Raw genomic sequence first — 13,807 nt, 5'->3', positions numbered from 1 at the left:
GGCCGGACAGCATTTCGTGAGGACGCGACTACCGGCGGCAACCTGCTAAGATACGCCGTCAACCTGCTGCTTGCTCAAGCTGGACAAGGAATCTGGCAGCGAAGACCTCCTTGGCCGCGAACAGCCCGTTGAGGGCCGCGGGGAAACCGGCATAGACGGCCATCTGCATGATGATCTCGATGGTTTCGTCCCTGGTCAGTCCGACATTCAGGCCGGCCTCGATGTGGACCTTCAATTGCGGGGTCGCGTTTCCCATCGCCGTCAGCGCCGCTATGGTCGCGATCTCGCGAGCGCGTAGATCGAGGCCGGGGCGGCTGTAAATGTCGCCAAATGGGAATTCGAACAGGTAGTTTGCAAAATCAGGGGCAATGTCAGCCAGCGCAGCCACGACATTGTTGCCGGCTTCGCCGTCGATCTCGGCAAGCACTCGCTTGCCGCGTTCCAGCCGACTCTCGCCAGTGTTCGGGAATTGGCGTGTCATAGTCCTTTATCCTCGGTTCCTTGGCGGCAGACCTGGCATTCCTGGTGTCGCCAGCAAGAAGGCAGGCTGAGAGTTTGGCCAGAATGCGCGCCAGTGCACAGCGCGCTGTTGTTCGCGCAATGCACCGCTCACTCCGACCTCCGATTTGCTCGTCAGCTCAATTCCACGCGGCGCCTGCCACCTGCCGCACACTGGCATTCAGCCGGTTCCACACGTTGATCTGTGCGATCTGAAGAAGGAGCCCGGATATGGCTTTCTCGTCGTAGTGTCGGGCCGCTTCATTCCAAATATCGTCCGGCACCGCGTCCGCGCGATCGGCGATACGAGTGACGGCCTCGGTGAGTGCAAGCGCCGCCCGCTCGGCTTCCGTGAAGAACGGTGTGTCGCGCCAGGCCGCCACGGCAAAGATGCGGCGATCGGTTTCTCCGGCCTTCTTCAATTCCTGCGCATGCATGTCCACGCACACACTGCAACCGTTGATCTGGCTCGCGCGCAGGTGGACGAGCTTGGTGGTGACCTCGGAAAGGCCGCTCTTTTCCGTCGCCTTGTTCAGCGCCATCAGCGCCTGCATCGCTTCGGGAATAACAAAGACCGGGTTCTTCATTCGTGCCTGCATGGGTTTCATCTCCGTGTTAGATCAGGTTCGCGACGATTCCAGCGCCAGTTGGTCACATCGGCCGGATTTCGTTCGTCACAGGCATGACGCACGGCAGACTGGGGATGTGACCGATGGACGAAAAAAAGATTCTGGTAGGACAATTCGAGGCAAACCGCGCTCATCTGAGAGCCGTCGCCTTCCGCATGCTCGGATCCCGCACCGAGGCCGAAGACGCAGTGCAGGAAGCGTGGCTGCGACTGAACCGAACAGACGTCGGTGACGTCGAGAATCTTGGCGGCTGGATGCGGACCGTGGTGGCACGCATCTGCCTGGATATGCTCCGTTCACGCAAACTGCGCCGGGAAGATACCATCAGCGAAGACGGAGGCGACTTGCCGTCCGAAGCCGGCACTGCCTCCTATGATCCCGAACATGAGATCGTCATGGCCGATTCCGTCGGCCTTGCCATGTTGGTCGTCCTGGAGACACTTGGGCCTGCCGAGCGGGTCGCCTTCGTGCTGCACGACATGTTCGACCTGCCGTTCGATGACATTGCCCCGATCGTCGGGCGCACGACCGACGCAACACGCAAACTCGCCAGCCGCGCCCGCCGGCGCGTGCAGGGTAGCCCGATCTCTCCAGAAGCGGACCGCGCCCGCCGGCGCAGCGTGGTCGAGGCGTTCATCGCGGCTTCCCGCGACGGCAATTTCGAGGCGCTGCTCGCCATTCTCGACCCCGACGTCGTGTTCCGGGCCGACGAGGCTGCAATGCGGCTGGGGTCTCAGGCGGAACTGCGCGGACCGACAGCGGTTGCCAACGCGTTCAACGGCCGTGCCAGAGGAGCGAAGCCAGCAATGCTCGACGGTGCGCTCGGCATCGCGGTGGAGGCTGGTGGCCGCACGTTGCTCGTCCTGCGCGTCGCTCTGAACGGCGATCGCATTGTCAGCATCGAGGCCGTGGCGGATCGCGAAAGCCTGGACGGGTTAGACGTGATGGTGCTCGACCCCGATCAACGCTTCGGCGGAATCGAATAGTCTCAACCCCGCAGGCTGTTCAGGCACAAAGGCACTCCAGATGTCTACGAAATCTCGTGCACCCTGAGCTGTTATGTATTCCCGATTGGCATGCGCTCAAAGTTGAATACCCATCATCTCCCAAAAAATCCCCATCAGGCCGTCGCTATAACGAAATCAGCAGCGCAATAAAGCTGCGATTTCAGAGGAAAGTGATGATGAACAACCGTCTGGGGAAGCCCTATGCGGACACCAGGCTCGCCAAGTATCTCGAGAAGCGCGTTCTTGAGTTGAGGCCGAAGAAGACCCAGATCGCGATTGCCAGCGAGGCGGGCTTCGTCAATCCCAACATGCTCGCCATGATCAAGGCCGGCACGGCCAAGCTGCCGCTCGACCGGGTGTCGGCTCTGGCGGCTGCCCTCGACTGTGATCCGGTGATGCTCTTTCAGCTGGCGCTCGAGCAGCTCGGCGGCGACACCACCGAACTTGCCGTCCGACAGATCTTTGGGACGCTGGTCACCGAGAACGAGGCGGCCTGGCTCGAGGAAATCCGCCGGGCGTCGGACCACACCAATCCGAGCCTCACCTCAAAGGCACGGTCGGCCATTCGTGGGATCTTTGGCAAATGAGCCGCAAGCACGGCCTTTCCCCCGATGAATGGCGTCGCATGGCCTGTCTCCGCGACCGCGAGATCACGACCAACGAGCGTTTCTGGCTGGAAGTGATCAGGTTGGCGTCCCGGGATTCCGATCCGTCGCCGACGTTGGAGCGCGTGCAGAAGCTGCGAATGATCTTTCACACCCGACCGTAACGCCACATGGCGCGGAAGGTGCTGGCCTGCCCGACACCGAACATCGCAAGCGCTGGCTGCCCCCTGTGTCCACCAAGCACCCCTCAGTCAGATACGGAACATCATGGCCGACGATGACTTCGATCCGCTCTGGAACGGGAAATCCATTCCGAAGTATCACTGGCATTTCCACCGCCAACTCTACGCGCGCTACGGCATCGTCCTGGCGCCGGGCGAGTTCTCGGAAATGCTGAGCGACATCAAGGCTGGCCGTGCGACGGTCATTGAGCGCGTGTCTTCCGATGCCACCATCTACATGATCCGGAACACCCGGCTGTGGAAGCAATATTTCGTTCTCGTGAGAAACGGCTACATCGTGACTGTGCTGCCGCCGAACAGGCGTTTGAACAATCACGGGCGATCAAAGCCAAGATGAGCAGTAAGATCGTCGACCCAAAGAAAACACCGGCATGACAACACGAAATCCTCTTGCAGATTCCGGCACGTCATCTCGATCCTTCGGTTATCCCAGCGCCTCGTTAATGACTTCCGCCAAATCGCTTCCAACCCGTTGGAATCCCAGGAGACGCGCTACGGCGCGGATCAGATCCTCGGCCGGCATGTCACCACTTTCCGAGCGAATGCGATGAGCCGCAGCTGCTATTTCCATGAGTGGCAGGTAGGAGGCCTTCAGCAGACTGCCAGTTTCGGCGATACGATCCCGGATCGGCGGGTCTTCAGCTTGCGTCTCCGTCAAGAGAAACGGACCTTCACGCCTCAGCGTGTGGTCTCTCTGTGCGGCGAGACGCGCGGCACGCCCAGTTGCCTCAACAATACGATTGCCGGCCCGCGATTTACCGAACGCTGAGGTGATGCGCCGTGCCACCTCGTCGATGTGGATCGGCCCTTCGATCTCGACGATTTTTAACACTAGGTCAGCGAGCTGAGCGACCGGAGCCTCATGAGGCTCGAGATTTGATCGCACGGAAAGCTCAGCGCGGACATAAGGAGGCGCCGACAAAGCAAGATGGTCTATCTCAATCAGTTCAGGTGCAGCATCTTGTGCCACTGCTGTCGGCTTCACGGCCCCGTCGTTTGCACCGCGAACGCGAATACGATCTTGTGCCGCCGATCGAGCTTGGTCCAATGCCGTGGACAATCGCTGAATCTCTCGGGATCTGTGATGGAACCAGTCGGTGCTCCAGATCCGGTGGAAACGCCAGCCGAGATTTTCGAGAACATCCTGACGCAACCGATCACGCTCACGAGCCCAGAGCGCGGCGTGATAGGCGGCGCCGTCGCATTCAACTGCCAGTAGATATTGCCCCGGACGGTCTGGATGACGCACGCCCAGGTCAATTCGGAACCCAGCCGTCCCGACTTGAGGATCCGCCAGGTATCCGAGCGAACGGATTGCGGCAGCAACGTCTTCCTCGAACGGACTGTCTGCATCGAGACCGCTGATCGCACGCTCCTCCATGATGCCGGTCTTTGCGAAGTCGAGGAAGCGCTTCAACACCCGTGGCCCCTCGCGTTTGCTGCGCGCAGGATCGATATCGCCCGGGTCGAATGAAGCAAAGACCTCGCAGCGCACCCTGGCACGGGAGAACAGGACGTTTAGCCGCCTCTCTCCACCTTCACCGTTGACCGGTCCAAAAGACATGGAAGCGAGCCGCCCATTTGCCTCCTGCGGCCCGTAGCCCACCGAGATCAAAATGACATCGCGCTCGTCACCTTGCACGTTTTCGATATTCTTGACGAACACATCCTCATGGCGCCCTTCGCGCAGGAACCCGTCCAGGACGGGATCCTGACGGCGCTCTAGTTCCAGCAGCTCGGTCAGCATGTCGGCTTGCGCCTTTGAGAAGGCAACCACCCCAAGCGACAGGTCCGGCCAGGCGCGAGCATGGTCCGCCATCCCGCGAACAACAGCTTGCGCTTCAATTCGGTTGGTGCCTTGACGACCCAACCCGCTGCCGCCACGCGCATACACTCCGGGGACGCGTTGAAATTTCAGCCCGTAATCGTCGTCGAGTTGCAGTGGCGACGGTGGCAGCACCAATTCGTCTCTGTAAAACTCGGCGTTCGACACGCGGATCAGAGATGGATCACGCGATCGGTAATGCCATTCCAACATGCGTGACCTTAGCCCGCGTGCCTCACAGAGCGACAGAATGCTCTCCATGTCAGCCGCCGTGGCGCCGATCGGGGCATCCTCGTCCTCATCTTCAATATCCTCAACATCATCAACCAACCGATCAAAGAATGACGTCGGAGGAAGCTGTTTCTGGTCGCCCACAACGACGATCTGTCGAGCACGGGCCACGACGCCCAAGGCATCTTCAGGCCGAATCTGAGATGCCTCGTCAATCACGAGAAGATCGAAATGGACGCTGCCCGGAGGAAGAAACTGGGCTACCGAAATCGGGCTCATCAGCATTACCGGCTTGATGCGTTGCACCATGCTGCCGGCGTTCTTCATCACCCAGCGAATGGACTTGTGACCGCGCTTGCGGCCGACCTCACCGCGGATGATACCCATCTCTCCCATCGTGCCGCGCGGCATCTGCTCGAAATGACGCGACAGGATCAATGTCTTGGCGGTATCGATACGATCCTTCTCCAGTTTGCGGAACAATTGCACGAGGTCGTGCCGATCAAGCCGGGGAAGCCCATTCAACTCGGGTCTCGCTGCCCGCGCTGCATTCCAGCGTGCCTCGGCGCAAGCATAGGCGAATTCACGTCCGGCCTCTAATGGGGTAATCCGTTCCTCATCGATTGCGGTGACGATCGCGCCGGCGCCGCTATCGATCGCCGTCGCAACGCTGCGTGCGAGAGTGGCCCAGTCGCCGTAACGTCCCGTATCGGCCGCCATCTGTTCGAATGCGGCAGCGATTTCGGACAAGGGCGCCGTCTCCAGTGCCTCTCCAATTTCCGCTTGGGCGAGATCCAATTGCAACCGGGTAATCGGTGCCTCTGAACGCGCGCGGCAGGCATGGATGCTGGCCTCGAGGTCGCGTGCTGTCGCGAGAGGATCCGAAAATGCCGTGATCGCCTTCGTGACATGGTCGGCTTCTGAAAATGCTCCAGAACGTTTGATGTCGGTCAACCAGTCGCTGATTGCGAACAGAGTTGCGAAGGGGGTGCATTCGCCGCGCCATTCGGCGCCGAGTGTCGCTTGCAGCCAGCCTTCTTCATCGGCCAGGCTCTTGCGCCGGTTCTGCACATCGGCCAGTTCGTCGACCAGAGCCAGCCGTTCTGCCGGCGCCTTGGGTAGCGGACCTGACAAGAGGCTCGCCAACTCGCCGGACGCCCGGCGATAAGGACCGAACAGCCGGGCAAGGAAAGATGCCTGGCCGCGAACGATTGCCTGTCGCATCGGGCCGAGACTGGCGCTCCATGCGGGTGCAGCAAACTTGGGGGCCGCAACAGCGTGGGCCGTCGCCCAGTTCACGCCGGCTTGTAACGCTTCGCGTTGCCGGGCATGGTCCGCATTCGGAAACAACGCGGCTATTGATGATGCCGCTCCGGCAGGAGCCGCTGCCAGGGCCTCTAACCCTGCACCGAGAGCGGCGATCTCGGTTAGGGTGGTCGGCTCGGGTTGATGAAGCGTGTCAGCAAACTGCACCACGGCGCCACGCAGATCCGAGATTGATTTCGTTGCCGCCGCCAATTCATTCTCGAGGCGCGCCAAATCTGTAGGCTGCAGATCGAGATTCATGGTTCCGCGGAATGGATGCGCTTCGGGTGAGCCTGCCATTTCGAGCGCCGCGACAAAACCGGATATCGCCGTTAGCGCCAGCTGGCGGCCTTCCCGCGTCAGTGTCTCCAAACCTTCCTCGGGAATGGAAGGCGCCTGGGCTCCTTGGCCTATGAAGCCGATAATTTCCGAGATTGCCCGGAAGGGGCTTTCATTGCTCGGCGGTAGAGGCGTGTGCAGAAGCGCCGTGATCCGGTTCAGTTCGTCGCGCGTGAGACGAAGCTGGGCAGGATCGGCGGCTCCCGGCAAAGCGCGCGCGCTGGCCATGAGCGTGCGGCCGAGTTCCTGCGCCAGGGCCTTCTTGTTGGCCGTGCGCGAATGCAGTTCGAGGCAGATGTCGCGCAATCCCGACTTCACGAGCCGATCATGCACAACTGAAAGCGCCGCCATTTTCTCGGCAACGAAGAGCACCGACTTTCCGTCATGGGCAGCGGCCGCGATGATGTTGGTGATGGTTTGCGACTTGCCGGTCCCCGGCGGGCCTTGCACCACCAGGCTGGCGCCTCTGCGCACCTCTTCGATGACCTTGGTCTGGGACGCATCGGCATCGACCACCTGGATGATCTGCGCCGGGTCAAGGTGATCGTCGAGCTTGTCTTCCGGTCCAAACAGCGGGGTGTCGGCCTCGAAGCCGTCCGCCAGCAGTCCGGTGAGCAAGTCGTTGTCGGCAAGCGTGCCATCCGGCCAGTTCGTCTGATCGAGATCGCGATGCATCAAAAGCTTGGCGAAGGAGAAGAATCCGACCTGCATGCCGTCCGCATCGATCGACCAGCTTGGTTGCCCCGAAACGGCATCGGTCACCAGCTCAAAATACTGCGACGGGCTCCATTCTTCGGATTCTTCGATTTCCGGGAGCACGATGCCGAAATCCTGCCTCAACCGCTCCTGCAGGGGCAGGTTCGTGGTGATGTCGTCGTCGCGGGACAGGATATCGAAGGTCGAAGTGCGCTCGTTGCGCACCAGTTGCACCGGCATGAGCACCAGCGGCGCCTCGCGCTGGATCTCCGATGTAGGGCTCTCGCGCCAGCGCAGGAAGCCCATGGCGAGATAGAGGATGTTGAGTCCCTGTTCTTCTTCCGCCGTCTTCGCGTCATGTGCCAGGCGCAAGAGTCGCCGCGCCAGCGATTCCGGCCCGAGCGGCGTCTCGATGAAATTGTCGCCATACCTGTCGGCGCCGGGTTCGCGATCGTCGCTCGGCAGGGAGAGCAGCACGTCCTGCCCGTCTTCGACCTTGTCCTTGCCCATCGCCTTGAAGCGCATGCGCTTGGCTTGAACGCGCAGGAGCGCAAAAATATCCTCCGAGCGCTCGTTGATCACATTCAGACAATTGGCTCTTTGATTGGCCCGGTTGACGTGAATCAGCCGGTTTCGTGTTCCTGTTTCGAGGAGCTTGCGCCGCGCCATTTCCAGAATTCTGGAAATGGCTTTCGAATTCACTTCAGGCATCGAACTGGTCCCGGAAATCAGACTTGCAGCCAGGAGCATATCCAGCACCGGCAAATGCACAGTTGCCGGTGCACTTCGCACGCGTCATCAAAGCGTAAGCCACCCCAGGCCCTTTTTCTTTTTGCCCGATCCAGCCTAGGTTGTCGCCGCCATCGGAATCAAGAGTTTGTAAGAAATGATCACAGGGGAACTTCGCTCGAAAATCGACCAGGTCTGGAACGCCTTCTGGGCGGGCGGCATCGCCAATCCGCTCGAGGTGATCGAGCAGATCACCTATTTGCTGTTCATGCGCGGACTGGACGACGCCGAGCTTCTCGAGGAAAACCGTGCGACCCGCACTGGCCAGCCCATGCGCCGCCGCATCTTCCCGGACCGCAGGGACGGCATCGGCGAAAACGGCGGCGTCGCCTATGCCGACATGCGCTGGTCGCGGCTGAAGAACGTCAGCGACGCTGGCACGCTGTTTTCGCTCGTCGCCGAGCACGTCTTCCCCTTCCTGCGCAGCATGGCCGAGGACGGCACCGCGCACGCCACCCACATGAAGGGCGCGCGCTTCACTATTCCCTCGGCAGCACTTCTGGTGAAGGTGGTAGACCTCATCGACAAGCTGCCGATGGCCGACCGCGACACCAAGGGCGATCTTTACGAATACATGCTGTCGAAGATCGCCAGCGCCGGCCAGAACGGCCAGTTCCGCACGCCGCGCCACATCATTTCGCTGATGGTGGAGATGACGGCGCCGAAGCCTGCGGACATTATCTGCGATCCGGCCTGCGGCACCTGCGGTTTTCTGGTCGCGGCCGGCGAGTATCTGCGCGACAACCACCCGAAGCTGTTCATCGACCGGCAAACCAGGGACCATTTCAACACGGAAATGTTCCACGGCTTCGACTTCGACAGCACCATGCTGCGCATCGGCTCGATGAACATGGTGCTGCACGGCATCGAGGATCCCGACATACGCTACAAGGATTCGCTCAGCCAGGAGCATGCCGGCGACGAGGACCGCTATTCGCTGTTGCTGGCCAACCCGCCCTTCGCCGGCTCGCTCGACTACGAGACCACCGCCAAGGACCTGCTCCAGATCGTCAAGACGAAGAAGACCGAGCTTCTGTTCATGGCGCTGTTCCTGAAACTGCTGAAGCCCGGCGGGCGCGCGGCGGTCATCGTGCCGGACGGCGTGCTGTTCGGCTCGTCGACCGCGCACAAGGCGATCCGCAAGATGCTGGTCGAGGACCATCGCCTCGATGGCATCGTCAAGCTTCCGTCCGGTGTGTTCCGGCCCTATGCTGGCGTCTCCACCGCGATCGTGCTGTTCACCAAGACCAATTCCGGCGGCACCGATCATGTCTGGTTCTACGACTGCCAAGCCGACGGCTTTTCGCTGGACGACAAGCGCAACGCCCTTCTGCCGTCGGAAAAGATCGGGCCGACGCCGGGGCATGAGGAGGCCAATGGGGCGGGAAGTCATTTCGTCAACCTGACACTGGCCGACGAGGAACTGGCCAAGAACAACCTGCCCGACATCGCCACCCGCTGGGCGCACCGCAACGGCGCCGAGCGCGACCGCCCGCGCACCGCGCAAAGCTTCTGCGTGCCCAAGGCCGAGATCGCTTCCGCCGGCTACGACCTGTCCATCAACCGCTACAAGGAGGTGGTGCACGAACAGGTGGAGCACCGCCCGCCGAAGGAGATCATCGCGGAGCTGAGGGCGCTGGAGAAGGAGATCGTTGAGGGGTTGGAGGAACTGGAGGCGATGTTGTGAGTTGGCCGATGGTGCCGCTGGGAGAGGTTGCCTCGATCGAACGGCAGAGCATTTCGCCAGACGCCATCGTCACCGGAACGCGCTATGTCGGCCTTGAACACATTGAAAGCGGCGGCGCATCATTAAGCTTCGGCGAGGTTGCAAACGGGGAACTAGCGAGCAACAAGTTTCGTTTCAGCCCTAATCACATCCTTTTCGGTAAGCTACGTCCGTATCTTGCGAAAATTGCCGCGCCTGACTTTGAGGGCATATGCAGCACAGACATCCTGCCGATCTTGCCAACGGATCGGATCGACAAGCGCTTCCTGCTGCACTTTCTGCGCCTCAATAGGAATGTCGATTGGGCCGCCAGTCGTGCAACCGGTGTAAATCTGCCACGCTTGAGTCCGAATGAACTGTTGTGCCTCGAAATCCCTCTCCCACCACTTCCCGAGCAGCGGCGGATCGCGGCGATCCTGGACAAGGCGGATGCGTTGCGCCGCAAGCGTAAGCGCGCCATCGAACTGCTCGACAGCCTCACCCAGTCGATCTTTCTGGAGATGTTTGGGAAAAAGCCTGAGCAACTGTCGCGATGGAGCAAGCCGATCCCCTTGTCAGAGGTGGCCGATATCGGTTCGGGCATCACAAAGGGCCGCAAGCTCAACGGGAGTGCCACGAGGGAAGTGCCCTATCTGGCCGTCGTGAATGTCCAGGATCGACGGCTGGACCTCTCGACTGTCAAATACATCGAGGCGACAGAGGGGGAGATCGAACGCTATCGGCTCCAGCCGAATGACCTGTTGCTTACGGAAGGCGGCGATCCGGACAAGCTGGGAAGAGGCACGCTGTGGGCCGGTGAGTTAGCAGAGGCCATTCATCAGAATCATATATTTCGCGTAAGGACTACATCGAACCGCCTCCTGCCGCTGTTTTTGAATTGGCTCGTTGGGAGCGGCTATGGAAAGAAATATTTTTTGAGGGTCGCCAAGCAGACGACGGGGATCGCTTCCATCAACAAGACCCAGCTTTCGGCTTTTCCAACCGTCATTCCGCCAATGGATTTGCAGCAGAAATTCGTTATCGCCGCCGAAGGAGCCGCTGGGAGAATGAAACAGCTTCTGGTTGCCGAAACCCATGCAAATGCCCTCTTCTCCTCCCTACAATCCCGCGCCTTTTCAGGGCAGCTCTGAGCATGTCCGCCGCGCTGGCCGGCAGTGACTGGACTGACAGCGAAATCGACCTGATCGTTGCCGACTATTTTGACATGCTGGCGCTGGAACTGGCTGGCCGCCCGTTCGTGAAGGCGCAGGGCAACGCGGCATTGCAGCAACTGACCGGTCGCAGCCGTGGCTCGATCGAGTTCAAGCGCCACAATATCAGCGCTGTGCTGGACCGGCTCGGCATGATCTGGCTGAAAGGCTACGTGCCGCGGCACAATTTCCAGCACGCCTTGGTCGACGGCATCGAGCGCAATATTGCCTCCAATCCGGCGCTCTTCGAGAACCCAAGGGCGAATGCGCCTGTGCCAGGCCTGCAGGAGCAGCAACCGATTTTCTTCGAGGCGCCGCCCGCCGCTGATTTCGAAGCCGTGCCTCCCGCGTTGGAGCGGATCGTGCGGAAGTTCGATCCGGCGCTACGGGACGCCCGCAACCGTCAACTGGGCAAGGATGGCGAGGAACGCATCTTCTTTGCCGAGCAGTCCAGCTTACGATCGTCGGGGCGTGACGACCTTGCCCGCAAGGTGCGCTGGGTCTCGGCGGAAGATGGCGATGGCGCCGGCTATGATATCCGTTCCTTCGATCCGGCCGGACGTGAACGGCTGATCGAGGTGAAAACCACCATCGGCCACAAGCGGACGCCGTTCCTGCTTTCGGAAAACGAACGCGCCTTCTCGGAGGAGCGTCCGGACGCGTTCCGGTTGGTGCGGCTGTTTGATTTCGCTCGAGAGCCGCGTGCCTTTGAACTCGCGCCACCGCTGGACAAGGCGGTGTTGCTTCGCGCGGCTACCTGGCGGGCACAGTTCTGAAGGAGCGGCTCGCCCACGATATGAACCGAAACAGCAACCAAAGCGCGCCGGCCAGCCAGGCCGCGGCAGTTAGCAGCCAGCCGAATATGTGATATAGCAACGCGCTCAGCTTGAGCGTCATCCTGCCGATGAAGTGGAAGGCGCCGCGAGTGCCCTTTCTAAATTGGTTCGAAACACGCGCCGCCTGGCGCACGTCATCGACGTTTTTGGCCTGGGCCAGCACGTCCATGACACCGCGATGGCCGCCGTTCCGGCCGATCGCGGAGACATCGTCTCCAAGGTCGGCGAATGTCTTGACGGCATCTTGCTTCACGAGGCTTCTAGCCGCCGAGAGCATCGCGCGCGGGTCGAGGCTTTTTGCCGCCCGCCCGAGATCGGCAAGCGCGGCGTCATTGATCGATCGGCGAGCCATGCCGGCGACATCCTCGACCAGACCCATCGACATTTTCCCCGCTCGTCGCGCAAGCTTGATCGTGCTGAGCCCGACCTTGGCCGGGACAGTCGCCGGCGAGGCGCCGCCGAGGGAGAGAAGCGTCGTTCCCGTCAGCGCTAGGCCAACGGAGGCTACCGCGACGGTGACATGATCCACTGGCTCGCCTTTCAGATAAGCACTCGCTTGGGCAGAGAGATCCCGAACGTCTCCGTAGCCTACGAGATCAGCTGCAATCGCACCGCTAAGAGCCGCTTCATTCGATGCCTCGCCCGATATGAAGCCGTCCCAAGTATCCGACGCCGACGCCAAAGCCGTGCTGCCTGCCTCCGCCTCGACGCGGTCAGTCAAACCCGGAGGCAACACGACCTGATGTTGCCGGGCGAGATCGACCATGCTGTCGGCAAGGTCGACGTCTCCATCTTCTAAGGCACTCTCGATTGCCGGTTCGTAGTCGGCGGCGCTCAGCCGCGAAAGCTCGTAAACCGCGATCTCATAGGCATCGGGCCGACCCAACAGCATATGTCCCGCCAACCACGCTTGCGGCAGCACGGCGCTGGCGGAAAGCGCCAGGGACCCTGCAGTCATGAGCGCCACGATCCGGCGAAACTGAACAATCATCCCGCCCCCCTTAGGCGACTGCACACGGAGATTGTCGCCAGCCTCCGCCATCTTGCAAATACCCTGTTCGACAAGGCATGAATAGGCGGAGGCTGGATGGGGGGATCTGTGTTGGGGCGAAGTGTCCGCGAAGGCAGGCAGATAAAGTCGGCGCCATCGGCAGTCGGGAAGGAGCTGAGGCCGACCCGCGGTCCTGCCTGGCTTCTGTTCCGGGCGCCGGGCGCGCTTATCCTCTGGTGGCGATACTATTTCGCCAAGCCCGGCAACATCGCATTGTCGGCTCGCCAGAAGGGCAATCCGGTCATGGAGGTTGGCTTTTCGCTGTTCTTCTGGGGTGGAATTTTCTTCACGCTTTTCCTCGTGCTCGTCGGCGACCGATGACCGGTTCCGCGATTTGCCAGGCGTAGGCGGAACTGAGGGAGGAAGATGACCGACATCGGCACATTCCGCTTCACGCTTCCCGGTCCTATGCTGAGGCGCGGCTTTTGGCTCTATGTCTGGAAAGTCCTAACCGCCGACGGGCGGGACCTCCTCTATGTCGGGCGAACTGGCGACAACTCAAGCCCGAATGCCTCGCCGCCCTACATTCGAATGGGGCAGCATCTCGGATCGGTGAAGAACCAGAACGCGCTCCGGCGGAATCTCCTGGCAGCCGGCGTTGATCCACTGTCTTGCAAAAACTTTGACCTGGTCACTCATGGTCCCATCCACCCTGAAGTCGTGCGGCCGGAAGATTTCGATCATGCCGACAAGACAATGTGCGAAGAATTGATGAAATTGCACTTGCCGCTGCGTGATGAAGTCGGGGCGATGGAGAAGCGAAAGAGCTTTCCGATGTTGGATATAAGGTGTTTAACAACGTAAAGTGGAAGTATGACGTTGACGATACGAAGTGGTT

The 13,807-nt window shown here is 60.8% G+C and carries 13 protein-coding genes; 9 read left to right on the top strand and 4 right to left on the bottom strand.

Features of this window, described 5'->3' with window-relative positions:
• Positions 1 to 58 precede the first annotated feature (58 nt).
• Both FGU64_RS18835 and FGU64_RS18830 read right to left on the bottom strand, forming a co-directional pair.
• The gene (locus FGU64_RS18835; RefSeq protein ID WP_139954551.1) at positions 59 to 481 is read right to left on the bottom strand and encodes a carboxymuconolactone decarboxylase family protein; all 423 of its coding nucleotides are present in this window, start codon (positions 479 to 481) and stop codon (positions 59 to 61) included.
• A gap of 157 nt (positions 482 to 638) precedes the next feature.
• Positions 639 to 1,097, bottom strand: a complete 459-nt coding sequence (locus FGU64_RS18830) for a carboxymuconolactone decarboxylase family protein (protein ID WP_139954550.1) — start codon at positions 1,095 to 1,097, stop codon at positions 639 to 641.
• Between the two features lie 113 nt (positions 1,098 to 1,210).
• Here FGU64_RS18830 and FGU64_RS18825 point away from each other — a divergent pair, with 113 nt between their 5' ends.
• The 4 genes from FGU64_RS18825 (at position 1,211) to FGU64_RS18810 (ending at position 3,318) form a co-directional block, all read left to right on the top strand.
• Entirely contained in the window at positions 1,211 to 2,113 is a 903-nt protein-coding gene (locus tag FGU64_RS18825) for a sigma-70 family RNA polymerase sigma factor (protein ID WP_139954549.1), read from the top strand.
• A 197-nt stretch (positions 2,114 to 2,310) separates the two neighbouring features.
• A complete protein-coding gene (locus FGU64_RS18820) occupies positions 2,311 to 2,721 on the top strand; it encodes a helix-turn-helix transcriptional regulator (RefSeq protein WP_139954548.1) in 411 nt (136 codons plus the stop codon).
• The gene (locus FGU64_RS18815; protein ID WP_139954547.1) at positions 2,718 to 2,903 is read left to right on the top strand and encodes a hypothetical protein; all 186 of its coding nucleotides are present in this window, start codon (positions 2,718 to 2,720) and stop codon (positions 2,901 to 2,903) included. The genes FGU64_RS18820 and FGU64_RS18815 overlap by 4 nt, the downstream gene beginning before the upstream one ends.
• A gap of 103 nt (positions 2,904 to 3,006) precedes the next feature.
• The gene (locus FGU64_RS18810; RefSeq protein ID WP_139954546.1) at positions 3,007 to 3,318 is read left to right on the top strand and encodes a hypothetical protein; all 312 of its coding nucleotides are present in this window, start codon (positions 3,007 to 3,009) and stop codon (positions 3,316 to 3,318) included.
• 87 nt (positions 3,319 to 3,405) lie between these two features.
• On the opposite strand, the gene FGU64_RS18805 is transcribed toward FGU64_RS18810, so the two are convergent.
• Entirely contained in the window at positions 3,406 to 8,088 is a 4,683-nt protein-coding gene (locus tag FGU64_RS18805; protein ID WP_210239041.1) for a DUF3320 domain-containing protein, read from the bottom strand.
• A gap of 175 nt (positions 8,089 to 8,263) precedes the next feature.
• Between FGU64_RS18805 and FGU64_RS18800 the strand changes: the two genes are divergently transcribed.
• Genes FGU64_RS18800 through FGU64_RS18790 form a run of 3 tightly spaced genes read left to right on the top strand, consistent with a single transcriptional unit; the run spans position 8,264 to position 11,858 of the window.
• The gene (locus FGU64_RS18800; RefSeq protein ID WP_139954545.1) at positions 8,264 to 9,853 is read left to right on the top strand and encodes a class I SAM-dependent DNA methyltransferase; all 1,590 of its coding nucleotides are present in this window, start codon (positions 8,264 to 8,266) and stop codon (positions 9,851 to 9,853) included.
• An 8-nt stretch (positions 9,854 to 9,861) separates the two neighbouring features.
• The gene (locus tag FGU64_RS18795) at positions 9,862 to 11,022 is read left to right on the top strand and encodes a restriction endonuclease subunit S (protein WP_139954544.1); all 1,161 of its coding nucleotides are present in this window, start codon (positions 9,862 to 9,864) and stop codon (positions 11,020 to 11,022) included.
• A 2-nt stretch (positions 11,023 to 11,024) separates the two neighbouring features.
• Complete coding sequence (locus tag FGU64_RS18790) at positions 11,025 to 11,858, top strand: DUF3883 domain-containing protein (RefSeq protein WP_210239040.1); 834 nt, start codon at positions 11,025 to 11,027, stop codon at positions 11,856 to 11,858.
• On the opposite strand, the gene FGU64_RS18785 is transcribed toward FGU64_RS18790, so the two are convergent.
• Positions 11,836 to 12,909 carry a hypothetical protein gene (locus FGU64_RS18785; protein WP_139954543.1) on the bottom strand — a complete coding sequence of 358 codons (1,074 nt, stop codon included), beginning with the start codon at positions 12,907 to 12,909 and terminating at the stop codon, positions 11,836 to 11,838. The two genes, FGU64_RS18790 and FGU64_RS18785, sit on opposite strands and share 23 nt — an antisense overlap.
• 111 nt (positions 12,910 to 13,020) lie before the next feature.
• Here FGU64_RS18785 and FGU64_RS18780 point away from each other — a divergent pair, with 111 nt between their 5' ends.
• Together FGU64_RS18780 and FGU64_RS18775 are read left to right on the top strand one after the other, a co-directional pair.
• Entirely contained in the window at positions 13,021 to 13,290 is a 270-nt protein-coding gene (locus tag FGU64_RS18780; protein ID WP_139954542.1) for a hypothetical protein, read from the top strand.
• 45 nt (positions 13,291 to 13,335) lie between these two features.
• On the top strand, positions 13,336 to 13,773 hold the full coding sequence (locus FGU64_RS18775) for a hypothetical protein (protein ID WP_210239039.1): 438 nt from the start codon (positions 13,336 to 13,338) through the stop codon (positions 13,771 to 13,773).
• Positions 13,774 to 13,807: the final 34 nt, after the last annotated feature.

The sequence above is a fragment of the Mesorhizobium sp. 8 genome, assembly GCF_006351905.1.
Classification (GTDB): Bacteria; Pseudomonadota; Alphaproteobacteria; order Rhizobiales; family Rhizobiaceae; genus Mesorhizobium; species Mesorhizobium composti.
This window is presented reverse-complemented; position numbering and strand designations above follow the sequence as displayed.